General features: G+C 56.6%; 24 protein-coding genes, 1 tRNA gene and 1 rRNA gene. 14 read left to right on the top strand and 12 right to left on the bottom strand.

Going from position 1 to position 23,034, the window contains the following annotated elements:
- Nucleotides 1-61: 61 nt before the first annotated feature.
- Both ELY25_RS08310 and ELY25_RS08315 read left to right on the top strand, forming a co-directional pair.
- A complete protein-coding gene (locus ELY25_RS08310; RefSeq protein WP_126950794.1) occupies nucleotides 62-748 on the top strand; it encodes an SOS response-associated peptidase in 687 nt (228 codons plus the stop codon).
- Nucleotides 748-3,600 carry an insulinase family protein gene (locus tag ELY25_RS08315; RefSeq protein ID WP_126950795.1) on the top strand — a complete coding sequence of 951 codons (2,853 nt, stop codon included), beginning with the start codon at nucleotides 748-750 and terminating at the stop codon, nucleotides 3,598-3,600. The genes ELY25_RS08310 and ELY25_RS08315 overlap by 1 nt, the downstream gene beginning before the upstream one ends.
- Before the next feature lie 12 nt (nucleotides 3,601-3,612).
- Here ELY25_RS08315 and sbcB read toward each other — a convergent pair whose 3' ends face one another.
- The 4 genes from sbcB to minC form a co-directional block, all read right to left on the bottom strand.
- Nucleotides 3,613-5,106 (bottom strand): exodeoxyribonuclease I, encoded by a 1,494-nt coding sequence (sbcB, locus tag ELY25_RS08320; RefSeq protein ID WP_126950796.1) that lies wholly within the window; start codon nucleotides 5,104-5,106, stop codon nucleotides 3,613-3,615.
- 123 nt (nucleotides 5,107-5,229) lie between these two features.
- The gene (gene minE, locus ELY25_RS08325; RefSeq protein WP_016915987.1) at nucleotides 5,230-5,481 is read right to left on the bottom strand and encodes a cell division topological specificity factor MinE; all 252 of its coding nucleotides are present in this window, start codon (nucleotides 5,479-5,481) and stop codon (nucleotides 5,230-5,232) included.
- Entirely contained in the window at nucleotides 5,478-6,296 is an 819-nt protein-coding gene (gene minD, locus ELY25_RS08330) for a septum site-determining protein MinD (RefSeq protein ID WP_126950797.1), read from the bottom strand. The genes minE and minD overlap by 4 nt, the downstream gene beginning before the upstream one ends.
- A gap of 150 nt (nucleotides 6,297-6,446) precedes the next feature.
- The gene (minC, locus tag ELY25_RS08335; RefSeq protein ID WP_126950798.1) at nucleotides 6,447-7,205 is read right to left on the bottom strand and encodes a septum site-determining protein MinC; all 759 of its coding nucleotides are present in this window, start codon (nucleotides 7,203-7,205) and stop codon (nucleotides 6,447-6,449) included.
- Between the two features lie 185 nt (nucleotides 7,206-7,390).
- On the opposite strand from minC, the gene ELY25_RS08340 reads away from it, so the two are divergent.
- A complete protein-coding gene (locus ELY25_RS08340) occupies nucleotides 7,391-10,213 on the top strand; it encodes a DUF349 domain-containing protein (RefSeq protein WP_126950799.1) in 2,823 nt (940 codons plus the stop codon).
- A 108-nt stretch (nucleotides 10,214-10,321) separates the two neighbouring features.
- On the opposite strand, the gene phbB is transcribed toward ELY25_RS08340, so the two are convergent.
- Complete coding sequence (phbB, locus tag ELY25_RS08345) at nucleotides 10,322-11,068, bottom strand: acetoacetyl-CoA reductase (RefSeq protein WP_126950800.1); 747 nt, start codon at nucleotides 11,066-11,068, stop codon at nucleotides 10,322-10,324.
- A 276-nt stretch (nucleotides 11,069-11,344) separates the two neighbouring features.
- Here phbB and ELY25_RS08350 point away from each other — a divergent pair.
- Nucleotides 11,345-11,421 (top strand) — tRNA-Met (locus tag ELY25_RS08350).
- Between the two features lie 188 nt (nucleotides 11,422-11,609).
- On the top strand, nucleotides 11,610-12,554 hold the full coding sequence (locus ELY25_RS08355; RefSeq protein WP_126950801.1) for a co-chaperone YbbN: 945 nt from the start codon (nucleotides 11,610-11,612) through the stop codon (nucleotides 12,552-12,554).
- Here ELY25_RS08355 and ELY25_RS08360 read toward each other — a convergent pair.
- A complete protein-coding gene (locus ELY25_RS08360) occupies nucleotides 12,551-13,720 on the bottom strand; it encodes a MalY/PatB family protein (protein WP_126950802.1) in 1,170 nt (389 codons plus the stop codon). The genes ELY25_RS08355 and ELY25_RS08360 overlap by 4 nt on opposite strands.
- A gap of 37 nt (nucleotides 13,721-13,757) precedes the next feature.
- Between ELY25_RS08360 and ELY25_RS08365 the strand changes: the two genes are divergently transcribed.
- Complete coding sequence (locus tag ELY25_RS08365) at nucleotides 13,758-14,189, top strand: hypothetical protein (protein ID WP_126950803.1); 432 nt, start codon at nucleotides 13,758-13,760, stop codon at nucleotides 14,187-14,189.
- A gap of 10 nt (nucleotides 14,190-14,199) precedes the next feature.
- Here the strand turns inward: ELY25_RS08365 and ELY25_RS08370 are convergent, their stop codons facing one another.
- The gene (locus ELY25_RS08370; RefSeq protein ID WP_126950804.1) at nucleotides 14,200-14,553 is read right to left on the bottom strand and encodes a hypothetical protein; all 354 of its coding nucleotides are present in this window, start codon (nucleotides 14,551-14,553) and stop codon (nucleotides 14,200-14,202) included.
- A gap of 76 nt (nucleotides 14,554-14,629) precedes the next feature.
- On the opposite strand from ELY25_RS08370, the gene ELY25_RS08375 reads away from it, so the two are divergent.
- From ELY25_RS08375 to ELY25_RS08395, 5 genes are read left to right on the top strand one after another with little or no spacing between them, the layout of a single operon-like run.
- Nucleotides 14,630-15,454, top strand: coding sequence for a hypothetical protein (locus ELY25_RS08375; protein WP_126950805.1), 825 nt, complete (start codon nucleotides 14,630-14,632; stop codon nucleotides 15,452-15,454).
- Between the two features lie 55 nt (nucleotides 15,455-15,509).
- Complete coding sequence (locus tag ELY25_RS08380; RefSeq protein WP_126950806.1) at nucleotides 15,510-15,911, top strand: acyl-CoA thioesterase; 402 nt, start codon at nucleotides 15,510-15,512, stop codon at nucleotides 15,909-15,911.
- Nucleotides 15,912-15,949: 38 nt separating this feature from the next.
- Complete coding sequence (locus ELY25_RS08385; RefSeq protein ID WP_126950807.1) at nucleotides 15,950-16,252, top strand: hypothetical protein; 303 nt, start codon at nucleotides 15,950-15,952, stop codon at nucleotides 16,250-16,252.
- Nucleotides 16,253-16,264: 12 nt separating this feature from the next.
- The gene (locus ELY25_RS08390; RefSeq protein ID WP_126950808.1) at nucleotides 16,265-16,786 is read left to right on the top strand and encodes a DUF501 domain-containing protein; all 522 of its coding nucleotides are present in this window, start codon (nucleotides 16,265-16,267) and stop codon (nucleotides 16,784-16,786) included.
- 34 nt (nucleotides 16,787-16,820) lie between these two features.
- Nucleotides 16,821-17,363 carry an LOG family protein gene (locus ELY25_RS08395; protein WP_126950809.1) on the top strand — a complete coding sequence of 181 codons (543 nt, stop codon included), beginning with the start codon at nucleotides 16,821-16,823 and terminating at the stop codon, nucleotides 17,361-17,363.
- Nucleotides 17,364-17,405: 42 nt separating this feature from the next.
- On the opposite strand, the gene ELY25_RS08400 is transcribed toward ELY25_RS08395, so the two are convergent.
- Complete coding sequence (locus ELY25_RS08400) at nucleotides 17,406-17,909, bottom strand: 3'-5' exonuclease family protein (protein WP_126950810.1); 504 nt, start codon at nucleotides 17,907-17,909, stop codon at nucleotides 17,406-17,408.
- 47 nt (nucleotides 17,910-17,956) lie between these two features.
- Nucleotides 17,957-18,451 (bottom strand): tetratricopeptide repeat protein, encoded by a 495-nt coding sequence (locus tag ELY25_RS08405; RefSeq protein ID WP_126950844.1) that lies wholly within the window; start codon nucleotides 18,449-18,451, stop codon nucleotides 17,957-17,959.
- Between the two features lie 250 nt (nucleotides 18,452-18,701).
- Between ELY25_RS08405 and ELY25_RS08410 the strand changes: the two genes are divergently transcribed.
- Nucleotides 18,702-19,733, top strand: coding sequence for an NADP(H)-dependent aldo-keto reductase (locus ELY25_RS08410; RefSeq protein WP_126950811.1), 1,032 nt, complete (start codon nucleotides 18,702-18,704; stop codon nucleotides 19,731-19,733).
- Between the two features lie 105 nt (nucleotides 19,734-19,838).
- Nucleotides 19,839-20,621, top strand: coding sequence for a peroxide stress protein YaaA (gene yaaA / locus ELY25_RS08415; protein WP_126950812.1), 783 nt, complete (start codon nucleotides 19,839-19,841; stop codon nucleotides 20,619-20,621).
- A 24-nt stretch (nucleotides 20,622-20,645) separates the two neighbouring features.
- On the opposite strand, the gene ELY25_RS08420 is transcribed toward yaaA, so the two are convergent.
- Complete coding sequence (locus tag ELY25_RS08420; RefSeq protein WP_126950813.1) at nucleotides 20,646-21,221, bottom strand: isochorismatase family protein; 576 nt, start codon at nucleotides 21,219-21,221, stop codon at nucleotides 20,646-20,648.
- 135 nt (nucleotides 21,222-21,356) lie between these two features.
- Here ELY25_RS08420 and ELY25_RS08425 point away from each other — a divergent pair, with 135 nt between their 5' ends.
- Entirely contained in the window at nucleotides 21,357-22,181 is an 825-nt protein-coding gene (locus ELY25_RS08425) for a Tim44 domain-containing protein (protein WP_126950814.1), read from the top strand.
- Between the two features lie 97 nt (nucleotides 22,182-22,278).
- Here ELY25_RS08425 and ELY25_RS08430 read toward each other — a convergent pair whose 3' ends face one another.
- Nucleotides 22,279-22,470 carry a hypothetical protein gene (locus ELY25_RS08430; protein WP_126950815.1) on the bottom strand — a complete coding sequence of 64 codons (192 nt, stop codon included), beginning with the start codon at nucleotides 22,468-22,470 and terminating at the stop codon, nucleotides 22,279-22,281.
- 354 nt (nucleotides 22,471-22,824) lie between these two features.
- A 5S ribosomal RNA gene (rrf, locus tag ELY25_RS08435) occupies nucleotides 22,825-22,940 on the bottom strand.
- Between the last annotated feature and the right edge of the window lie 94 nt (nucleotides 22,941-23,034).

Here is a 23,034-nt window from a genome sequence, read left to right on the forward strand (position 1 = left end):
TATTGTGCGCCTTTCTCTCTCTCGTGACATGATTGTGCGGATTTTGCTGAAGGAGACAGGCATGACGGGACGCCTACACGTGCAAAACCTATCGCTTACGCGTCTTATGCCCTCGCTCAAGGTTCAGTCGCCGCCGGTCGAATCGCCTAACCTGGCACCGCGCCAGCCGGTATCGGCTATCCGTCTGGCGCAGGGCAGTTATCATCTTGAATCGCTTTTTTGGGGGCTGACACCGCCGTGGCTTAATGTGCTGGACCATGCACCCCACTGCGCAAGAGCCGAGACACTCGGCTCAAAGGCCATGTTCCATGAAGCCTTTCAGGCCAGGCGCTGCGTGATACCGGTTAGCGGCTTTTATGTCTGGAAGATAATGCCGCGCAGCAAACAGCCTTACCTGGTTACTCAGGTGAGCCGCGCACCATTATTGCTCGGCGCACTATGGTGCCGCTACCACACCACACTCACTGCGTTTACCGACTCGACAGCGCTGATTAGTGTGCCGGCCAACGCCTGCCTTGCCCCGCTTACCGACCGCCTGCCGGTGGTGATTCCTCAGCACGCCCTAGCGACCTGGCTTGACCCAAATAGCCCGATCGAGGCCGTCAATGCCTTGTTAATGCCAGCCCCGCTGGAACTGTTAGGCGCTTTTCCGGTATCTAAGCATGTCAACAACCCTGCCTACCAGTCAGCCGCTTGCGCCCACCCTGTCGGGCCAATGTTGCAGTGGAACACTTCACAGGAGCCATGATGTTACGACCTACGAGTGTCATTTCTGAACACGCTTTTTATCCGCATCTGGTCTTTGCCGCGACCATTAGTGTCTTCTGGTTCACCCCCAACGCCTTGGCGGCAAGCGACGATCCGGTAGAGGAAGTAGTGACACCGATCGCTAGCCCGTTCGATAGCCGCGACTACCGGGTACTGACCCTTGAAAACGGCCTGCAGGCGCTGCTGGTCAGTGACCCTGAAGCCGACAAGGCAGCCGCTTCGATGAACGTGCGCGTGGGCAGCGCCCAAGACCCTGACGACCTGCAGGGGCTGGCCCATTTTCTTGAACATATGCTGTTTCTGGGCACCGAACCCTACCCGGCCTCGGACGCCTACCAGCGTTATATTTCCGACCATGCGGGCTCGCACAATGCCTTCACAGCCCAGCAGGATACCAACTACTTTTTTGATATCGAGCCTTCCGCTTTGCCCGGCGCGCTTGAACGGTTTAGTGAATTTTTCCTTTCGCCGCTATTCAATGCCGACCACTTGGAGAGCGAGCGCAATATCGTGCACTCCGAGTATATGGCGCGCATTCGCGACGAGTCCCGGCGTGAAAACGACGTGCTTGATCAACTGCTCAACCCTGACAACGCCACCACCGGTTTTGCCGTGGGCAGCCGCGAGACGCTCGCCAATCCACCGGAAGGCGAAGCGACGCTACGCGAGCGGGTTATCGATTTTTATCATGACCACTATGATGCCAACGTGATGAACCTGGCCATCGTCGCCCCCCAACCCCTTGATACTCTGGAAGAGTGGGTGGTGGAAAACTTTGCCGATATTCCTGACAACGGCCTGGGTGTCCCCACGATTGATGCACCGCTGGTCGATGCTACTACGCTCCCTCGCTATATCGAACGTCAATCGCTTCAGGACCGCCGCCAGCTGCGCTTTTACTTCCCCATTCCCGACCCGACTGATGAGTACCGTACCAAACCTACCCAGCTGATCTCACATCTTCTGGGCGATGAAGGGGACGGTAGCCTGCTAGCCGTACTGCGTGATGCAGGCCTGGCCGATGGCCTTTCGGCAGGTGTGGGGCGCAGCGACGGTAACGATGCATTATTTACCGTTTCCATTAGCCTGACACCGGCCGGCGCCGAGCGGTTGGACGATATTCAGGCCACGCTGTTTTCCGCCATTGAGCAGATTCGCACCCAAGGTTTGGAGGACTGGCGCTATGGGGAGCAGCGCGATCTTAGCGAGCAGGCCTTTCGCTTTCAGCAACACGGCGCACCCCAACAGGAAGCTACCCGTCTTTCCATGAGCCTGTCGCGCTACCCGGTGGAAGACGTGCAGTATGCCGCGTATCGAATGGATGCCCCGGATACCGAGCGCCAGCAGATTTATCTGGATGCCCTTACTCCTGACAATATGCTGCGCTTCTACTCCGCGCCGGATATTGAAAGCGAGACGATCTCTCCTTGGTTCAACACCCAGTGGCGCGAGCAACCCCCAGCACAGGCCGGGTTGGCACTGGACGGTCTTGCTCTGCCCGAACCCAACCCGTTTATCGCCAGCGACCTGACACTACTGAATGGCCAGGATGAGCGCCCGAGCCAGCTGATCGACACGCCCTCATTTAACGTCTGGCATATGCAGGATTCGCGCTTTAACACCCCAAGCGTTGAGTGGCGCTTGAGCCTGCAGTACCCCGATGCCAGCTACTCCGCCGAAGAAGTGGTGCTTACCCAGCTACTGGCCGGCTGGCTCAACGACAGCCTGAACGCATCGCTTTACCCCGCGTGGCTGGCCGGGCAGTCGTTTAGCGCCTACCCGCACGCCCGTGGCATGACCCTGTCGTTTTCGGGCTGGCGCGATGGCCAGACGCCGCTGATTGAGCAGGCGCTGAACCAGCTCAAAACGGCGGATATCAGCGAAAGCGCCTTTGAGCGCGTCCGCTATCAGTTGCAGCGCGAGTGGCGCAATGCGCCGCAATCATCGCTTTCTGGCCAAGCAAGCCGCACGCTGGGCGAAGCGCTGTTGACACCGCAATGGTCAACCACCGAACTTCTGGCAGCGAGCCAGCGCATGGAGCGCCATCACCTTGAAGACTTCCGTAAGCGCTTTTTGAGCGGGCTTTATGCCGATGCCATGGCCGTGGGCAATCTGGATGCCAACCTGGCCAGGGAGCAGGCCGATATCATGCGCAACAAGCTGCGCCCACGCCTGACGCGTGCAGACATTCCCGAACTGACACCGCTTGCCATCAGCGACATGCCAAGTGTCCTTAATCCGCAAAGTACTCGTGAGGAGTCGCTGGTGCTGCGCTATCTGCAGGGCCGCAACCAGACCGCCAAGGAGCAGGCGGTGATCAACGTCATCGCCCAGTGGCTGGAAACGCCTTTCTACCAGAAGCTGCGCACCGAAGAGCAGCTGGGCTATATCGTCAATGCGGGCTACTCGCCCTTGCTGGAAGCCCCCGGTATCGCGCTGCTTGTGCAGTCGCCAGACGTGGAGAGTGAAGAGATAGCCGAGCATATGGATGCGTTTCTGGAAAGCGCCGGCCAAGCGCTCGACCAGTTGGACGATGAAGCGCTGGCCCCGTATCGCCAGGCCGTTCACGACCGCCTGCGCCAGCGCGATACCAGCCTTGCGGGCATGGCAAACCGCTACTGGCAGGCCACCGCGCTTTCTGATATTCGCTTTGACCGTCGGGAAACGCTTGCCAACCTGGCGCTAGAGGTCAGCGTGGCAGATATTCAAGCGGCATGGCCTGCACTGCAGAGCCACCAGCTTGACGTACGCTATAACCCAGGCGATACACCAAGCAGCGTGGCGCCCTACCGCGAAGCGCTCACGCCGCTAGCTAAAACAGCCAATCCGTAAGCTACCGCTCGCTCAGGCATCAAATGCCTGGGCGGGCATCATGGCTTCAACAAACATCACCAGCTCTTCTAGAATCTGCCGCTCGCGGTCGCTTAGCATTTGCTGGTTATAGCGCTCAATTTCCCGGGCAAACGCCTTGAGCGTAAAGCCGGAAAGCGCCGGGTCATTGATCCGCATCCAGCGAAACGCCTCCCACTGCTCACGCTCTTCGCCTTCCAGGGTGTCGGGGTAGCTGCGTGCCCGGTAGCGAAACAGCATTTCTTCCAAACGCGCATCCTGAAAGGCAAACCGTTGTCCCACCAAGTCCCAGGGATCCATTTCACGCACGTGATCCATCTGCTGGCGATCCGCAGCCGAAAAGAAGCTGCCGCTATAGAGCATCAGATCAGGATCTTGGGGGTTCTCCTCAAAGCCGGCCTTGAAGACCTCGACCACCTTGGCCGCCACTCCAGGTGCGTCACGCAGAGTTTTCCAGTGTTGGCGGCAGGTAGCGATATCCAGTCCCAGGCGCTCTACGATCGCGCCGTAATTGCCCTTTTGAGGACCATCGATGTCCTTGAGGACGCTGGCGGGAAAGATGACCGGGCAGCGGTTAATATGAATCACCTTCAGCGGGACGCGCACCTCCCCCTCAGCCAGATCCTGCTGACTGACAAACACGCGTTCGCGTATCTCCTCGGCCGTTAGCGTCAATAAATCGTCGGGAGCAACGCTCAGGTCGTAAACGATCACCCCGTTGGGGTTGGTAGGATGCTCGGCCAAGGGCATTACCAGGGCACTACAGCCGCGGCTGGCCGGGTAGCGACGTGAGATATGCAAGAGCGGCTTGGCATTCGGCAAATCCAGCTGCTGGGCCACGGCGCGCTTGCCGCGAAGGCCCAACAAATAATCAAACAGCTTGGGGTTACGTGCCTTTAAAAGCCGCGCCAGGGCAATGGTTGCCCGTACGTCGGCCACCGCATCATGGGCGCCTTCGTGGTCAATACCATTGGCTTTGGTTAAGTGCTCGAGTTTAAAGCTTGGGGCACCATCTTCGCGCAGCGGCCACTCGATACCATCGGGGCGCAGGGCATAAAACGCCCGCACCACGTCGATCAAATCCCAGCGGGAGTTGCCGTTTTGCCATTCGCGGGCGTAGGGGTCCAGCAAGTTACGGTAAAACAGGTGGCGAGAGACTTCGTCATCAAAGCGCAGGCTGTTATAGCCTGTCACGCAAGTGCCGGGCTCACTCATATGGCGCTGCACTTCGCTGGCGAACTGCGCTTCCGGCAGGCCATGGCGCTGAGCTTTTTGGGGAGTGATACCAGTAATTAGACAGGCAGCAGGATGCGGCAGATAGTCATCTGCCGGCTTGCAGTAAAGCTCAATGGGCTCACCGATCTCGTTTAGATCCGCATCGGTTCGCAAAGCGGCAAATTGAGCAGGCCGATCCCGGCGCGGATCGGCCCCGAACGTTTCGTAATCGTGCCACAAGAAACTGGCTGGGGCGGCATTAGGTGGCGCCATGAACAAGCACTCCGCAGGGCAGCAAAAACATCAAGCCTAGCACACCCGCAGCCTATCCCGCCGCTACCTCTTTGGGCACCGTCTATTACCACTATTGGTTTCCCACTATCGGTGTTAACCCGATTAGCTTTTCGGCAGCGTCACGTTCAGCTCAAGCACCGAGCAATTATCTTCGCTATCCAGCGAGATCTGGATAGCGTCGTCGTCAACATGTACATAACGACGAATAACTTCTAAAAGTTCGCGCTCAAGCAGCGGCATGTAGTCAGGTTGTCCGCGCTGACTGCGCTGATGCGCCACGATGATTTGCAACCGTTCTTTGGCCACCGAGGCGGATTTCTTGCGCTCACGCTTCAAGAACTCCAGTAGTTTCATCGACGGCTACCTCCAAACATGCGGCTTAGCAGACCTTTGCGCTGCACTTCATGAAAACGTAGCGGAAGCTCTTCACCCAACAGGCGCGATACCGTGTCGCTATAGGCCTGGCCCGCGTCACTGGATGCATCGTGAGTTACCGGCACCCCCTGGTTGGATGCGCGCAGCACCGCTTCAGATTCAGGAATCAGGCCCAGCAGATGGACGGAGAGAATTTCGCGAATATCTTCAAGGGTCAGCATATCGCCCGTTGTCACCCGTTCAGGGTTGTAGCGGGTGACCAGCAGATGCTCTTTAATCGGATCGCCGCCCCGCTCAGCACGCTGGGTTTTTGATGCCAAAAGGCCCAGAATGCGGTCAGAGTCGCGCACCGATGAGACTTCAGGGTTGGTAACGACAATCGCTTCGTCGGCAAAGTACATGGCAAGCTGGGCGCCACGCTCAATACCGGCGGGTGAATCACAGATAATGAAATCAAACTCGTCTTTGAGTTTTTCTAGAATCTCCGCCACCCCTTCCTGGGTCAGTGCATCTTTATCGCGGGTTTGTGATGCCGGCAGGATAAAAAGATTTTCAACGCGCTTGTCGCGGATCAGCGCCTGATTAAGGCCGGCCTCACCCTGAATAACGTTAACCAGGTCATACACTACCCGGCGCTCGCACCCCATGATCAAATCAAGGTTACGAAGGCCCACGTCAAAATCGATGACCACGGTTTTTTTACCACGCAGCGCAAGTCCGGTTGAAATCGCAGCAGCGCTAGTGGTTTTACCGACCCCCCCTTTACCTGAGGTCACAACAATAATTCTAGCCAAGATTCACTTCCTTCTTGAAATCGCTCATCGCGAGCGCAGGACGCTGAACGAATAACGGGAACGTCAATGTTATACATATACCCTACTGTAACGGATAGACATGGCAGCGTCGCTAAGCATTAAGCATGGATGCACGCTGCGCTGATACCATCAGCCCAGCGGCTTAATTTCAAGTTGCTCTTTTGTAAAATGAACTTCTGCAGCGCGGCCTAAAAGCTGTGAGTCAATATCTTCCATACGTTTGTAATTTCCCGCCACGGATAAAAGCTCTGCTTCTAGTTCGCGACAGTAAATGCCCGCATGGGTATTACCATGAATACCTGCCAGCGCCCGCCCCCGCAGGGCGCCGTACACATGAATGCTGCCCGCAGCCAGCACTTCGGCACCCGCGTTTACCGCGCCAATCACGATCAGATCCCCATCAGCGGCACTAACCTGTTGGCCTGAGCGGACAGTGCCACGAAACAGGCGCGTGGCCGCATGGCTGCTTATCTCATCAGTTGCTGAGGCACTCACTGATGATGCCTCATCGTCAGCAGGCTCAGGTGTACGGCTTACGCTTTCAAGCGCTCTGGCACGGCCTTCTTCAACCGGCGCAAACCAGCCAAGCCCCAACGCCCAGGCCGACTGACGTACAGGCTCAGAACCACCGCGTACTGCTACCGGCAATAGTTTGTGATCCCGGCAAACGGCGCATATTCGTTCTAGCGCCAAATGCGGTTCATCAAGCTTTTCCACGCTAAGCACAACCGGTGTATGCTGAAAGAACGCAGGAGATTGAGATAGTTTACCGGCCAGCTGCCGCCGGATATGCTCGGGGTCGGCACTGGTTAACTCCATGACGGTCATCGGCAGCATGCCGCCTTTGAAGGTAAACGCCACGTCGGCACTATCGGCGTTGAGGCTCATAGCCGAAACTCCATGTCATGTTCAGGTAAGATAAAGGTAGCCCAATTGGGCGCCTTTTAGTGTGAAGAATCAATTTCTATCACACCCCAATAAGGCAAAGCTAAGCGACAGAGCCGGTGACTGCAACCGCCTGTTCAACAACCGCTGATTTTTTTCATGCTACGTACCTAATCGCAGGATGATCCATGCACGGACTGTTAAGACGCCTGTTCGCCCCCCGGTGGCAGCACCCCGACCCCGAGGTGCGCCGGCAGGCCCTCACACGGCTTGATCCTGATCAGCCAGAGCAACGCGAAGCGCTGCAAGCCCTCGCTCATGATAGCGATGAAAATATTCGCCTGGCGGCTCTTCTGGCACTGGATGACGTGCAAGGCCTGGTTGAGGCGTACCCTGATTATAGCCAGCAGGAGGCCTGGTTCAGCGCCGTGTGTCAGCGGCTTAGCGGAGCAGAAGGCAATACGGACCTGCATAAACGTCAGGCGCTTGTAGAAAGCGTGGACGATACCCGTCTGCTCAATACCATTGCCTTGCAGGGCGACAATCTTAACCTGCGTTTGGCAGCTCTTGCCCGACTGACCGATGACCACGACCTGATCAAGCAGGCTTGCCATAACGGTGTTGCTGCGGTTCGTCATCGTGCTGCCGAGCGTCTGGAGAATGAAGAGAGCCTCAAGCAGCTGCTGAAGGAAGCTCGTCGGGACCGCCAAGTGGTACGTATTGCTCGTGAAAAACTGGGTCAGCAGCGCACTGATGCTGAGTGGATAGCCCGCCAGCAACAGCAGCGCGAACAGCTTTTACAACAGCTTGAACAGCATGCCCGCGCGACTTGGGAACCCCTGTATGGTGGCCGCTTCCGGCATCTGGAGCGCGAGTGGAAAAACCTTTCCTATCCGCCCAGCCCCGAACAGGAGCAGCGCTATCATCAGGCGGTACTAGGCTGTCGCAAGACGCTGCATGATCATGAAACTCAAGAACAGGCCCGCCAGCAAAGTCTGGCTCGACGGGCTGAAGCAGAGACAACACGTGATCAACTGCTTGAAGGGTTGGAAGAAACGCTTAACGGCCTGCACCATGCTGACGAGCTTACCTTTCAGGATATCGACAGCCTGCGCGCGCAACATCAACTACTTAGCCAGCGCTGGCAGGCACTTTCCGATTTACTCCCCCCTAGCGAACCCGCCCGCCAGCGCTATTCCCAAGCGATTGTGCAGTACGAACGGTGCCTGGATGCCTGGCAACGATGGCAAGCCATCAGCACAGTACTCGAACAGGCTCTGACGGATCACGATCACAACGCTATGACGCGCCTGTTAAAAGAGTGCGCTTGGCCGGACACGTTGACGCCGCCGCCCCTGATACAGCGTGCCCAGGCGACCCTGGCCGCCGAGGTAAAAACGCCGGAGGACAGCGATAGCGTTGATGCAACGGTTTCGCTAGAGACGCTTGACGCGGAACTCGATAGCTTCGAACACTTGTTAGAACACGGCAGCTTCAAGAGCGCCAGCCGCCTACATCAGCGCCTGAAGCCTCAGATTGAAGCCCTAAAAACGCCTGAAGCCAAGCCGCTGAAGGCGCGTTTGAAACACTTGGGTGCACGCCTTGCCGAACTGCGCGACTGGCGGGGCTTTGTTGCCGGGCCAAAGCGCGAGCAGCTGTGCTCAAGCATTGAAACGCTGGCTAATGATCAACACATGGCCGAGGCCGCCCTGGACCGTCACCATCGCCAGCTGGTCAAGGAGTGGAAGGCGCTGGGCGATGCGGCGGCCAACCGCGAGCAATCAGCGCGCTTTCGCGCCGCCTCGGATCGAATTCACGAACGGCTCGGCCCCTGGCGCGACCAGCTTAGTGAAGAGCGAGAAGCGAACCTGCGCGCTCGGAAACAGCTATGTGAACAGCTGGAAACCCTGCTAGCCCAGCCTGCCAATAACGCCGACCCCGACATGCTGCGTGAAATTCGCGACAAAGCACGCCACCAGTGGCGCCACTACTCGCCGGTCCCCCGCGAGCGCTCCGAAGCGGTTGGCCAGCGCTTTGGAAAGATTCGTCATCAGCTTCAGGCCTTAATTGATCAACGGGCTGAGCAAATTGCCTCTCAAAAGCATGACTTGATTGAAGAGGTACGGGCGCTACGCAGTGATGACCAGCAGCCACTTACCAAGCGCACGGCCGATGCCAAGCAGCTTCAGCAACATTGGCGCCAGTTAGGCCGGGCGCCCAAGGGTGCAGAGCAGGCGCTCTGGAAGGCATTTCGGCATGAATGTGATCAGCTCTTTGCCCAGCGTGATGCCCATAAGAACGAACAGGCGGCTCGTCAACAGCAGCAGCTGGACTCACTGCAAACGCTAATTGATCAGATGGATAGCTGGCAGCCAACGTCGACGGATGATGCCAGCACGCTGGATAGTTTCCTGAATCAGGTCAGCCAGCTTGAGCCGCTGCCCAGAAACCGACGCAGCAAGGGCATGCAGCGGCGCTTAAACGGTATTGTACGCGCCAGGCGCGAACGCTTGGGCCGCCTTGAAATTGCCGATACGGTTCAGCAGTGGCAGCGCGTATTCCCACTTGTTGCTGCCCATCTGGCTGCCGACCAGCGCTGCCTGGCTGGTGAAGGGGTAGAAAACATCGATGCTGCTGAGGTTGTCAGCTCGCCATTACCCAAGCCTTTTATGGAGGCGCATCACACCCGTAACCGTCAACGCCAGACCGCCACACTGCCACTCTCCTCTGATGATCAGGCGGCCCTTGCCGACGCTCTTGCCCGGTTGCGGGTTCACCTATCACTGTTAACCAGCGGCAGTGTACGGCAAAGCGATGAGCCTTTACGCCTGGCCATTCAGGTTGAACGCTTGAACGAAGGCATTCGGCAGGAGCGCGGTCACAGCGAAGAAATTATTGACGTGCTGGCGGCCCTGATGGCTCTTGGCCCCATGCCCGCTCAGCAGTGGGAAAAAGAAGTGAAGGAGCTGGACAGCTTATTGAGCGACCTGGCTGAGACTCCCCCTCATTAAGCGGTATAAGCGATTATGGCGGCATAACGTAACGGGAGGCAGATAGCCTCCCGTTTTGCGTTTTCCCTTATGAGGAAATACTGGATCGATATGAATGGCAAGCTAGGCCTAACCCATGAATTGTCCGCCATTGATATCGATATTCGCTCCGGTGATAAAACCGGATTCTTTATCGGCCAGGAAGGTGACCAGTCGGCCAATTTCCTCCGGTGTTCCGTAGCGTTTTACCGGAATCGTTTCCCGAATGGCCTCGCGCACCTGCTCGGGGATTTTCATGATCATGTCGGTGGCGATATAACCCGGCGAGACGGTATTGACCGTAATGCCTTTGGTGGCCGTTTCCTGGGCCAGCGACATGGTCAAGCCGTGCATGCCTGCTTTGGCAGCGGCGTAGTTAACCTGACCAAACTGCCCTTTACGGCCGTTGATGGAAGAGATGTTGATAATACGACCATAGCTATTTTCGAGCATCATCTCGATCACGCTACGGCAGGTGTTAAAGACGCTGTTAAGATTGGTATCAATGACCTCGTACCACTGCTCGTAGGCCATTTTTTTCAGTGTGCCATCGCGGGTAATACCCGCACAGTTAACCAGGACGCTGACCGGCCCGTGCTTTTCTTGGATCTCACGAGCGGCTTCCAGGCAAGTGGCATGGTCTGATAGATCAACCCCTAATGTTGTGATGTTTTGATATCCATCGGCTTGCTGAGTTTCCAGCCAGGTCTTGGCCTTGTCGGGATTGTTATACCCCGCCACGACCAAATAACCCGCATCCGCCAGCGAACGGCAAATTGCCGTACCGATACCACCAGTTCCACCAGTTACCCAGGCGACGGGGACTTGATTGGCCATTGACTACCTCCCTGATATGACAAATGGCTTGGGCTGCAAGCACTGTTATGGCATGCCAAACCATTTCGAATAAGCGCCAGGCGCTTGTATCACTAACAGTACGCCGCCATTTTTATTGTCAGGCGACCTACTGACAGTAAGCTTTTTATTATGACTATTGAAAGCATAGCTTTACTCTTTGTATATTGCAGCACGATGAATATCAGCCTCTGAAAAGTAGTTTTCTACCAAGGGTTGACTTGGCGTCAAAAATCCGTAAAATACGCCTCACGTTGATGCGGGGTGGAGCAGTCTGGTAGCTCGTCGGGCTCATAACCCGAAGGTCATCGGTTCAAATCCGGTCCCCGCTACCATCTTCGATAAAAAAGCCGTTACCGAAAGGTAGCGGCTTTTTTGTGCCTGTACGATAGTGCGCCCTCGCCCGAAACAGCCCTCTTTCCTTTGACCTTCTATAATCGCCCTGCGGGCGGCTTGAATATGGCAATGATTGCCTGCATATCATGAGTAACAGTCTTTTCATTTTTGGATGCCGAGCCGACCCATGCAGATTATTGACCCCCGCTCAGGTAAACCGCTAACAGCGGATACCGGGAGTACTACCGCAACCGACTCAAATGCCGAGCGCGCACCAGTTCGCCCTGAAGAGGTAATCATTGAGCTGGATGCGGGCAATATTCAGCAGGTGCTAGAAGCCTCGATGCAGGTGCCGGTATTGCTGGGCTGCTACTCGCCTGCCGACAGCAGCTGCAGCACGCTATTGGCGGTATTGGAAAAGCTGGTGGTTGAGTACGCGGGTGCCTTCCTGCTTGGCAAGCTGAATGTGGAAGCCAATCCGGAGATTTCTGCCCAGCTTGGCGTTCGCGCAGTGCCGGACGTCAAGTTGGTGAGCCAGGGTGGCCTTGTGGACAATTTCCAAGGCGCACTGCCCGAAAAAGAGGTCCGCGAATGGTTAGGGCGTTATTTCCCAGCCCCTGCCGAGGCGCCGGAAAGCCCCGAGGAGCAGGCTGAAGCAGCCCTTGAGCAAGGCGATGCCGCAACGGCTCGTGAAATCTATCAGAGCCTGATCACTCAATACCCCGAGTACTACGCCTACCAGGTAGCCCTTGCCCGCGCACTGGTGGCCGAAGGACGTAGTGACGAAGCGCGTAGCGTACTCGACAATCTGCCCCCGGAAGAGCGCGATGCGCCAGCGGCCCGTGGCGTACGCGCCAGCATCGAATTCAGTGAACGCGCACTTTCCTTGGAAGACATAGCAGCACTCGGCGAGCGTAATGACAGCGAAGCCCAGTTCCAGCGTGCACTTCGTCAGGTGGCTGACGGGCAGTATGACGCGGGGCTTGAAGCTCTGCTGACGCTAATGAAACAGGATCGCGCCTATAACGACGATGCGGCTCGCAAGACATTGCTGCAGGTGTTTGATGCGCTAGGCGCCGATCATCCACTGACCGTCGCCTATCGTCGTAAGCTGTTTGCCCTGCTTTACTAAGCGTCTTTCTTGAGCAGCTTATCCATCCGTGCCAGGGCGTTTTCCAACTGGGACGCCGTGGTGCCGAAGTTGAGCCGTAAAAAGCCGGGGCAGCCAAACGCTGCCCCGTCGGAAAGCGCGACCCCTGCCTGTTCTTTAAGGGTTTGATAGGGCGTATCACCTAGCCCTGCCTCGCGCATGTCCAGCCATGCTAAATAGGTCGCTTCTGGTGCCGCCAAGTGCACTCCCGGCCAGTTAGCCACATGCGCTTCAAGCGTGGCGCGATGCTGGCGTAAGACCTCAAGCAGCGCCTGTCTCCAAGGCTCACCGTCACGGTAAGCGGCCTCGGCTGCAACAAGCCCTAACACATTGACATCCGGCAACAGACCTTTACAGGCGTCGGCAAACCGCTGGCGCACTTTAAGGTCTGGAATAACTGCACAGGCGCTGCTTAGTCCCGCCAGGTTAAAGGTCTTGGAAGGTGCCCAAAGGGTAATCGTGCGTTTGGCAAGCTGGGGAAACATGGCTGCCAACGGCTGATGCCGAGCGTTTTCATCCAGTAGCAAATCGCAGTGGAGCTCGTCCGAGACGACCCACAGATCGTGCTCTTCTATCAGCTCCGCCAGCGGTGCAAGCTCTTCGTGCCGCCAGACCCGCCCCGTGGGGTTATGCGGATGGCACCAGAGCAGCAGCCGCGTTTGTGGGGTGATGGCCGCCTTGATTGCTTCGATATCCAGCTGCCATGGCTCACCAGGCATCTGAGGATCGGCCAGCATGGCTTGCTGGGCCAAACGTCCGGTCCGCTTGGCCACGGCTAGGAACGGCGGGTAAATGGGCGCCACCGTCAACACCCCATCGCCTGGCTTGGTTAACGCCAGTGTTGCGAAGTGAAGAGCTGGCACTACGCCTGGCAGCCAGTGCTGCCAATCAGGGTCGATGGCCCAATCGTAGTGTGCCGCGCTCCATTCACACAGTGTTTGGGTTAATGTAGCAGGCACTTCACCGTATCCGTATACGCCGTGAGCCACGCGCTCCTCAAGTGCCTTGATCACTGCAGGCGGCGAGCAAAAATCCATATCGGCGACCCAAAGCGGTAGTACCTCACCAGGGTAGCGATGCCATTTTTGTGACGAGAAGCCTCCTTCGGGGTGGCGTCTCTCGATAGGCGTGGCAAAATCAAATGCCATAACACATCTCACTTTTTATAAAGGGTTGGTAACGAGCATGCCGCAAGACGACTTTTATACTCAAATGCGCGCTGGCTTATCGGCGCTATTGCGGCAGTGGCAGGCCCTTGGCCAGGCAGATGCTGACCAGTTGGCTCTCATATTGGCGGAGACGGCACGGGTTGCCAAGCTGGGCGAGCCTGATGCCACACCCGATGGCGCAACGCTTGCCCACTGGAGCCAGATCCAGACCGGCGATATGCCGCTGTGGGCACCGCGCACGGCGGTATTTCTGCTCAACCAGATGCCCGCAAAGCCGACACCGCAAAGCAACGCGGAAGCCTGCGCCTGGGCTTACTGCTGGCTGCGCAACCGTTCGTTTGATTCGCTTCAGGCCGCGCATGACGGGCTGCCTGAGCATTTAAAAGCCCCGCTTCAGGACGCACTGGAGGCCGCCTGGCGCGACCAGCAGGGGCTACGCCTGGTATAAGCCTTGAATATCAGCGCTTGGGGCGTCGGGATTTGGGCTTGAAGCCCGCAGGTTTTGTGGAAAGCCATTCGACGAAATGGCGTACTTCCTGGTTCGCCAATAGCGCCTCGCGGCTGGCAAACTGGTCAGCCAGCTCGCGCTCGCTGTAGAGCCTGTGAATATGCCGGTGACAGGCATGGCATAACCATAGAATCGCCGTTAGCCTTTCTTCTCTTGAGTAGCGCTTTCGATAGCGCGGCTTGTTGTGCAGCGCCCGTGGAATCAGGTGGTGCTTGGTCAACGGCGCGGCTCGCTTGCAGAGCTCGCACTGCTCGGGCCTTGGCGGGGGCGAAAGCGCATGCCCTGATGGGGAAGCAACATCCACGACGACTCTGCTCTCCTGGATAGGGTGCTGCAAAATAACTAAAACAGTATTTAACCAATTATAAGGATAGTCATTTATGCTGGAAGTTCCGATTAGCTGGCAGCTTGCCAAAGGGATGGTATCTGTTGCCATGGTGCTGGGTCTGGGGGTAATTGCAGTACGGGTAAGCCCGCGGGTGGCGGGACTTTTAGCGGGCTATCCGTTGGGTACGGCGCTGGCACTTTTCTTTATCGGCCTTGAGATCTCGCCGCTATTCGCCGCCGAAAGCGCCGTGCATACGTTGGCAGGTTTTACCGCCACCATGGCGCTTGGGGCAGGCTATTGGCTATGCGGGCGCGGGCCTGGGTTACGGGGGCTTTTGGCTGGCACCGCCGGTGGCTTTACCGCCTGGTTTGGCGTCAGCCTGGTGCTGGCCCAGTTCGATTTCACCCGGCTTACGGGTACGCTGGTGACGCTTTGCGCCATTGTTTTCTTCAGCTGGCTTTTTCGACGAATACCGGACAGCCGGGCTACCACTCGAGCGCCTTTTTCGTGGGGTGCGCTGTGTATACGCGCCCTGCTGGCCACGCTGATCGTGTTCGCCATCACCACCCTTGCCCACTGGGTGCCTTCCGCCTGGGCGGGAACGCTGGCGGCCTTTCCGATCACCATGCTGCCTTTCTTGCTGATCCTGCACTTGAGCCAGGGGCCTGCGCCTACCGCCACGGTCATCAAACACTACCCGATGGGCCTTGGCTCACTGCTGTGCTATGCCCTGTGCGTTTCGTTTACCTATGAAAGCTGGGGGCTTGCCTTGGGTACACTGGCGGGGTTTGGAGTGGCCACGTTGTGGCTTATCGGCTGGATGCAGGCGCAGCGCTGGCTCGCTCAGCGACGAGTAGCCCACGGGCAAATCACTTGACCAAGCGCTTGCTTGGGGCAACTCTGAACGCTCAACCAATAACAAGGCACTGACTATGTTCACCCGTACCATTGAGCCCGCTTTTTACGATACCGATGCGCTGGGCCACATCAACAATACACGCCTGCCCGCCTGGTTCGAGCTGGCGCGAAACGATCTGTTCAAGCTGTTTACGCCAGACCTTGACCCCAAGCAGTGGCGCTTGATCATGGCCCGCATGGAAGTCGACTATCGTGCTGAACTGTTTTACGGTCACGATATCGAACTGCGTACCTACTTGACGCGTTTGGGCAACAGCTCTTTTACGGTTACCCAGGAGGCACGCCAGCACGGCAAGCTGACCAACCTTGGCCACACCGTCATGGTGCGGTACGACCATCAGGCGAAATGCGCCGTTCCCATCGAAGGCGAGCTACGCGATGCGCTGTCAGCTCATCTACAGGATGCGCCCGCCTGACTCACTGCCCCGCTGGCCGGGGCTACCAGGAGTATCTTATGGCCATTCGCTATAATCTCTGGCTAGACCCTGACAATACCGCTCAGCACCGCGCCGTTGAAGCCGACCTTGAGCGCTACTTTATGGAACGTTTTGCAGACTATCCGCATATCCGCTTGTTTGGGGAAGACCCTTACGATTATGATGCCCCGTTCAACCGCCTTTATGACGCGCTAATGGCGCGAGCCGCCGAGTACTGCGAACACACGTGGTGCTATGTGGCCTCCCCTGAGCAGCTTAATCGCTGCTTTTTCCGTGCTGTTGGCCGCTCCAATAAATTTGTTCAAGACGACCGTTCGTGAGAGACCAACCCAATGGTGATTCGCACCAACCAGGCGCCCGATGAGCGCCAGCTGGCGATTATTACCCAGCAGTTAGGCCGCGCACCGCGCGGTATTGAAGCCGTTGCCGCCACCGACAGCGAAGGCACGCCGCTGGTGCTGCGCATGGCACCCATTGTAGATGGCAAACCTTTTCCGACGCTTTACTGGCTCTGCTCTGATGTACTCAAAGTGGAAATCTCACGTATCGAAGCCGTAGGCGTTATCAAGTCCCTTGAACAACGCCTTCAGGAAGAGCCCGAGTTTCTTGAAGCTTATCAGCAGAGCCATCGCGATTATGTAAAAGCTCGCTGGGATTACATGAGCGATGCCCAGCGTGCCGAGATCGACCGGTTGGGATACACCGATGTGCTAACCGAGCGCGGCGTGGGCGGCATCAGCAACTGGCAACAGGTGCGCTGCCTGCATACCCAGTATGCCCATCATCTGTGTGGCAACAATGTGATCGGTCAGTGGATGGACGAGTACCATCAGATAGACCGCTACTTGCCGTAATACCCTTGATTCATTGGTAGAAGGAATTTAGTCAATGTCCCGATTCTGCGTTTATCTCGGCTCGCGTGAGGGCAATAGTCCTGCGTTTCGTCAGGCTGCCAATGCACTAGGCACGGCGCTGGCACAACGCGGCCATACCCTGGTTTATGGTGGTGCACGTCTTGGTTTGATGGGTGAGCTGGCCAACGCGGCGCTGGCTGCCGGGGGGCAAGTGATTGGCGTGATGCCCGATCATCTGGTGGAGCGTGAACAGGCGCACTTTGGCTTAACTGAGCTTATCCGCGTTGCCAACATGCATGAGCGCAAAGCCACCATGGCCGCTAATGCCGATGCCTTTATTGCCATGCCCGGCGGTATCGGTACGTTTGAAGAGCTGTTTGAAATTTGGACCTGGGGCTACCTGGGCCTGCATGAGAAACCCATGGGGCTTTTGAACACAGACGATTTTTATGGGCCGTTACTGACGTTTCTGGACAATACCGTGGGCCACGGCTTCCTAGCCCAGCCCACCCGCGACATGCTGCAGGATGCGCAAACGCCCACGACGCTGCTTGACGCGCTGGAAGCTCAGCTATAGCGGTGTATTAAATGGAAGGCGCTACGCATCAGCGCAGCAGGATTAGCGTGTGGTCAGTTGGCGGGTACGCTGATAGGTAAGCTGCAAAAGGCGGGCGTCTTCACCGGCACGGTGGCGGTTGATATCACTTTCACCAATGACACTTTCTTTTGTGTCGCTCCACAGCGCCTGTTGCTCTTCGCTCATAAGGATACGCAGTGCTTCCAGGCGAAAGCGCGGCAGCATGCCTGCATGATGGAACAGCAGTGACAACCAGGTATTGTCATACCCCCAGCTGTCGCTGTAGGCCTTGCCCAGGCTGCTCAGCTCATCGTTGAGCCATTGGGCCACCTGGCGCACCGGATAACCTTCCTGAAGCAGCCGATCACGCGAGATGCCGTGTAACAGCTCGGCTTTGGGATCCCAGTGTGTCCACTCCTGCTGCGGTTGAATAAGAAACGCGCAGCAGCTTCCGTCAGCACGTGCAATGCCAACTTCTATCGGGTAGCTGCCACGCCCGAATCCGGACGCTTCAATATCTAATACAGTAGGTAGCGTCTCGGACACTGACTTCCTCATTCAATCCTGATACACGGTCATCGCTCGGCGACACGTTATGCAGCGGCTATGCTAGCAATCTGCTTGCGTTCAGCCAAACGCTGCCAGTAGGCAGCCTGAGCCGCATCAGCCGTCAACCCAAGCTCACCCAAGCGGTAGGCGCGGGCCAGCCGTTCAGCGGCAGAGTAATGGCCTGCTTGCGCTGCTCTTGCGTACCACGTTACCGCATAATCTTCGCGACGCGGATACTGTACGCAGCCGTGCTCGTAGATCTGGGCAACCTGGTACTGCGACTTTACATCGCCAGACTGGGCGGCTTCCACCACGTATCGCGCGCCGCGCGCCTTGTCCTGCGGCGACAGACTGCGGTGAAACAGCATATGCCCGTAAACAGACAGCGCATCCGGATGCCCCGCATCAGCACAACGTTTGAATAAACGCATGGTGAGACGCTGGGTGCGCGGAGAGCGCGGCAGCAGCCAACGGTTTTGAAATAGCCGTTCGGCCAAGCGAAATTCTAGCCGAGTAAACAACGATGATGCCTGCGGCATGGCAAACCACCCTGCCAATTTATTGAAAACATTGATCAGCATTCACTACAGCATTTGAGTGCCAACCCTACGAGAAACCGGCGTTTGGCCGGTCGATGGGCTGGCAAGCATACGCCTGCCTTTGCGACGACTCAACCCCATTGATTTGCTGCTTTCAAATAGCCTCGCTAACATGCCCCCCACACGCCGTAATAAACCACCACAATAAACGCATATCCTGTGGCTCTACTGCCTTAACGAGGAGATTAAAATGCAAACGCGCCCACTCGGCCGAACGGGAATCGAGGTCAGCCGACTTTGCCTGGGAACCATGACCTTTGGCGAGCAAAACAGCGAGGCGGAGGCCCATGAGCAGTTGGATCGCGCCGTCGCCTTTGGTATCAATTTTATCGATACCGCCGAGATGTACCCAGTGCCGCCCAAAGCTGACACCCAAGGCTTGACCGAATCGTATATCGGCAGCTGGCTAAAACAGCGCGGCGAGCGTGATGATGTCATTATCGCCACCAAGGCCGTTGGCCCAGGGCCTGAGCATATCCGGGGCGGCCCACGCATGACGCGCGCCCATATTCATCAGGCGATTGATGCAAGCCTTAGCCGCCTGCAGACCGACTATGTCGACCTTTATCAGCTTCACTGGCCGGATCGCAATACCAACTTCTTCGGTAAGTTGGGTTACGTGCATCAAGATGACGAAGATGCGACCCCCCTTGAAGAAACTCTTTCCGCGCTTAAGGAACTGGTGGATGCGGGCAAAGTGCGCTCGATTGGCCTATCCAACGATACGCCCTGGGGTGTGATGCGGTCGCTTTACCTGGCGGAAAAAATGGATCTGCCTCGCGTAGCATCGGTCCAGAACCCTTACAACCTGCTTAACCGCTCGTTTGAAGTGGGTCTGGCGGAAATCGCCCATCGCGAAGACGTTGGCCTGCTGGCCTACTCACCGCTGGGGTTTGGCGTGCTTTCGGGTAAGTACCTTGAGGGTGCCTGGCCGGAAAAGGGTCGCCTGACGCTCTATGAGCGCTTCAAGCGTTACACCTCGCCTGAGGCGGAAGCCGCCACGCAGGCTTACGTTAACCTGGCACGTGAGCACGGGCTTGATCCAGCCCAAATGGCACTGGCATTTGTCAATTCGCGCAGCTTCCTGACCAGTAATATTATCGGCGCCACCACCATGGATCAGTTGGAGAGCAACCTGGCAAGCGAGAGCCTCAAGCTCGATGATGAAGTACTCACAGCGATTGATGATATTCACCGCCGCATGTCCAACCCCTGCCCCTGACGTAAACAAGCACTATTGAAGCGATAGCCTCGGCCAACGCCGAGGCTTGGTATACTGTTGGCCACTTATTTTTATCAAATTTTATGTCGGCCGCAGGAGCTCTTCATGCTGAGCGTTATTTCACCCGCCAAAACGCTGGATTTTGAAACACCCTCGACAACCCATCACGTTACCCAGCCCGACTTTCTTACCGAAAGCCAGGGGTTGGTTGATATTCTACGCGACTACTCTCCTCAACAGATCAGCGAACTAATGGGCATCAGCGATAAACTGGCCGGTCTTAATGCAGCACGTTTTGCCGAGTGGGAACCGCCCTTTTCACTGGATAATGCCAAGCCGGCCGCTCAAGCATTTCAGGGCGATGTCTATACGGGATTAGAAGCCGATACTTTTAGCAAGACGGAAAATCACTTCGCCCAGACGCATCTGCGCATTCTATCGGGTTTATATGGACTGCTCCGGCCGCTGGATTTGATTCAAGCCTACCGGCTGGAAATGGGTACCAAGCTTGCCAATCATGCGGGTAAGGATCTTTACGCCTACTGGAAGCCTACGCTGACGAAAGCGCTTGATGAAGCTATTGCGGCAAGCGGCTCAAAAGAACTGGTGAACCTGGCCTCCAACGAGTACTTCAAGGCGGTGGATGCCAAGAAGCTTGACGCACGAATTATTACGCCTGTGTTCAAGGATGAGAAAAACGGCTCTTTTAAAATCATCAGCTTCTACGCCAAGAAAGCGCGTGGCCTGATGAGTGCGTGGATAATTCGCGGGCAGGTCAACACGCCCGACGCCTTGCAGGACTTTAACGTAGCGGGTTATCGCTTTGACGCCGCCGCCTCAGAAAATGACACGCTGGTATTTACCCGCCGTGAAGCCGACCGGGCATAGCCCTTCAACCCGTTAACAAAACGCCTAGAAAAACGTCAGGGAGCGCGCCGAACGCGGTTTTAAAAACTGCTGGTGCGCCTCTTTAAACAAGTCGATATCGCACTGTCGAAGCCACTCATAGGCCACCATATCGGCGGAGACAGATACCGCCCCCTGATGACACGCCCGCTCACGTGCAAGCGTAGCTTCTTCACGCCGACGACTCGCCGTTGCCTCACTCAGCCAGTACACCTGATAGCCCGCTTCCAGCAGGCCAAGCGCGGTCTGCAAGACACAGATATGCGCCTCGGTGCCACATATCACGATCTGCTGTTTGGCACTGGCGCTTAATGCCTGACTAAAAGCGGCGTCTTCCATGGCATTGAAGTGCTGTTTTTGCCAGCGGCGATATTCCGTTAGCGGCTGGAGTAGCGTCGGTGCCGTTTCTCCCAGTTTTTCAGGTAACTGCTCGGTTACCCATACCGGTACGTCGAGCCGCTCGGCTACCTGGGCAAGCCAACCCGCCTCAGTTATTACCTGCTGTTTCCCGTCAATCACAGGTAAAAGCCTTGTCTGCAGATCGACGATTAATAGCAGACTCTTTTCTCGATATAGGCGCATACTACTTCTCCATCTTATTATTTTAACCCAGAAGTCTTAGGCACTTTTTCACGCAATAATTAAGCGTAAAGGCTAAGATATCGCCTCACAACTTTACTCTGATAAATGCCTCTTACAACTCAAAAGGAGCACGCCATGCTACGACAACTATTTATTATGCTGCTGGTCAGCACGCTAGGCTTTGGCTTGGCGATTGAATCCGCCGATGCGCGGCGTATGGGCGGTGGTAGCAACATGGGCAGCGTTTCACGCTCGGCTGACCGTCCTGCAGCAACGCAGCAGGCTCAAAACACGCAACAGGCTCCAGCAGGCGCTGCCGCATCCCGCGGTGGCATGGGCGGCATGATGGGTGGCATGTTAGCCGGCGGGCTATTAGCCGCGCTATTTTTTGGCGGTGCATTTGATGGCCTGCGCCTGATGGATTTCATCATGATCATTGGGGTGGCTGCACTGGCTTTCATAGCGCTTCGTGCCATGCGCGCCCAACGACCGGCAACTGCGTCTCAGGGCCACGCACAGCAACGCACGCCTGCACAGCCTATCAATACCGCAACATCATCGGGCGCCGCTTCCAGTCAATTTGGCACAGCGCCTGAATGGTTTGATAAAGAGCGCTTCTTAAGTGGCGCTAAAGAGCATTTTATGACGCTTCAGCGGGCCTGGGATAACAACGACTTCACGCTTATTCAAGAGTATGTCACGCCCGAGCTTTACAACCTGCTGCGCGAAGAGCGCGCCCAGCAGCCTGCCAATAACCGTACTGAAGTGGTGCGCCTGTTTGCCGAACTTGGTGATATCACAGAACTTGATGATCGTGCCGAAGCGACCGTTATCTTTCACGGCATTCTGGAGGAGAACGATCAGCAGACCGATTTCAATGAAACCTGGCACCTGACCCGCACCATGCAGAGTGATGCGCCCTGGTACCTGCAAGGCATTGAGCAAAACCCGAGTGCCTAAGCATACCGGTTAAACGCCTTTCACCATCAGAACGCAAAACAGCCGCTAATTACTTAGCGGCTGTTTTTTATGGCGCTATGCCAGCTGGCATGGCCGATTAATCTTCGGCTGCATCTTGGATGTTTTCACCGGCTTCTTCGATGCTTTGGCCAGCGTTGTTCATACTCTCATCAATGCTTTCACCCGCTTCTTCTGCAGGGCCCTGATCATTATCGCAGGCTACCAAGCCACCCGCTAATAAAGTGCTTAGGGCGGCTATCGATAACGCTTTCACCAGCTGTACATTCATCGTTTTATCCTTGCAAGATACGACTTTGATGTCTCTACATCATAGGCCTTCTTTCAGGTTAAAAACATTGCTGCCACTATCCCTTGATGGCTTTAATAACGGCAATCACACTCCAAAGCGTAACCTCAGATGAGTTTCACAATACGCTCGTCTGGACGCCCACCGTTTCTTTCACGCACAGCAAAAAGCCCCGAACACAGTGTGCTCGGGGCTTTTCTTAATACGTGCCTGACGATGATTGGGGCGGCCATCCGTCGGCCGGCGCTCCGGGACTCTCGCATGGGGAGACCCCACCCTTTTCTTACGCACACACAAAAAACCCAGCCGGTGGGCTGGGTTCTTCGTTTAATAAGTGCCTGACGATGACCTACTCTCGCATGGGGAGACCCCACACTACCATCGGCGCTAAGCGGTTTCACTACTGAGTTCGGCAAGGGATCAGGTGGTTCACGCTCGCTATGGTCGTCAGGCGTAACTTTCAATGTATATCGGCTGACTGTCTTGTGTCGTCTCTCGTGCCCAGCGTTCTCTTCGCTTGGCGCGCGTATCCGGTGTTCTTTCGAA

Origin of the sequence: Vreelandella populi (genome assembly GCF_003989825.1) — a bacterium.
GTDB classification, from domain to species: domain Bacteria; phylum Pseudomonadota; class Gammaproteobacteria; order Pseudomonadales; family Halomonadaceae; genus Vreelandella; species Vreelandella populi.

What these genes read in the sequence shown, in the direction of transcription:
- ELY25_RS08390 (WP_126950808.1), top strand. Translation starts at nt 16,265, where the DNA reads ATGGTGATTCGCACCAACCAGGCGCCCGATGAGCGCCAGCTGGCGATT.
- ELY25_RS08385 (WP_126950807.1), top strand. Translation starts at nt 15,950, where the DNA reads ATGGCCATTCGCTATAATCTCTGGCTAGACCCTGACAATACCGCTCAG.
- ELY25_RS08365 (WP_126950803.1), top strand. Translation starts at nt 13,758, where the DNA reads ATGCCGCAAGACGACTTTTATACTCAAATGCGCGCTGGCTTATCGGCG.
- yaaA (WP_126950812.1), top strand. Translation starts at nt 19,839, where the DNA reads ATGCTGAGCGTTATTTCACCCGCCAAAACGCTGGATTTTGAAACACCC.
- sbcB (WP_126950796.1), bottom strand. Translation starts at nt 5,106, where the DNA reads ATGGCGCCACCTAATGCCGCCCCAGCCAGTTTCTTGTGGCACGATTAC.
- ELY25_RS08430 (WP_126950815.1), bottom strand. Translation starts at nt 22,470, where the DNA reads ATGAATGTACAGCTGGTGAAAGCGTTATCGATAGCCGCCCTAAGCACT.
- phbB (WP_126950800.1), bottom strand. Translation starts at nt 11,068, where the DNA reads ATGGCCAATCAAGTCCCCGTCGCCTGGGTAACTGGTGGAACTGGTGGT.
- ELY25_RS08380 (WP_126950806.1), top strand. Translation starts at nt 15,510, where the DNA reads ATGTTCACCCGTACCATTGAGCCCGCTTTTTACGATACCGATGCGCTG.
- ELY25_RS08315 (WP_126950795.1), top strand. Translation starts at nt 748, where the DNA reads ATGTTACGACCTACGAGTGTCATTTCTGAACACGCTTTTTATCCGCAT.
- ELY25_RS08405 (WP_126950844.1), bottom strand. Translation starts at nt 18,451, where the DNA reads ATGCCGCAGGCATCATCGTTGTTTACTCGGCTAGAATTTCGCTTGGCC.
- ELY25_RS08375 (WP_126950805.1), top strand. Translation starts at nt 14,630, where the DNA reads ATGCTGGAAGTTCCGATTAGCTGGCAGCTTGCCAAAGGGATGGTATCT.
- ELY25_RS08310 (WP_126950794.1), top strand. Translation starts at nt 62, where the DNA reads ATGACGGGACGCCTACACGTGCAAAACCTATCGCTTACGCGTCTTATG.
- ELY25_RS08410 (WP_126950811.1), top strand. Translation starts at nt 18,702, where the DNA reads ATGCAAACGCGCCCACTCGGCCGAACGGGAATCGAGGTCAGCCGACTT.
- ELY25_RS08340 (WP_126950799.1), top strand. Translation starts at nt 7,391, where the DNA reads ATGCACGGACTGTTAAGACGCCTGTTCGCCCCCCGGTGGCAGCACCCC.
- ELY25_RS08360 (WP_126950802.1), bottom strand. Translation starts at nt 13,720, where the DNA reads ATGGCATTTGATTTTGCCACGCCTATCGAGAGACGCCACCCCGAAGGA.
- ELY25_RS08420 (WP_126950813.1), bottom strand. Translation starts at nt 21,221, where the DNA reads ATGCGCCTATATCGAGAAAAGAGTCTGCTATTAATCGTCGATCTGCAG.
- minC (WP_126950798.1), bottom strand. Translation starts at nt 7,205, where the DNA reads ATGAGCCTCAACGCCGATAGTGCCGACGTGGCGTTTACCTTCAAAGGC.
- minE (WP_016915987.1), bottom strand. Translation starts at nt 5,481, where the DNA reads ATGAAACTACTGGAGTTCTTGAAGCGTGAGCGCAAGAAATCCGCCTCG.
- ELY25_RS08425 (WP_126950814.1), top strand. Translation starts at nt 21,357, where the DNA reads ATGCTACGACAACTATTTATTATGCTGCTGGTCAGCACGCTAGGCTTT.
- ELY25_RS08355 (WP_126950801.1), top strand. Translation starts at nt 11,610, where the DNA reads ATGCAGATTATTGACCCCCGCTCAGGTAAACCGCTAACAGCGGATACC.
- ELY25_RS08395 (WP_126950809.1), top strand. Translation starts at nt 16,821, where the DNA reads ATGTCCCGATTCTGCGTTTATCTCGGCTCGCGTGAGGGCAATAGTCCT.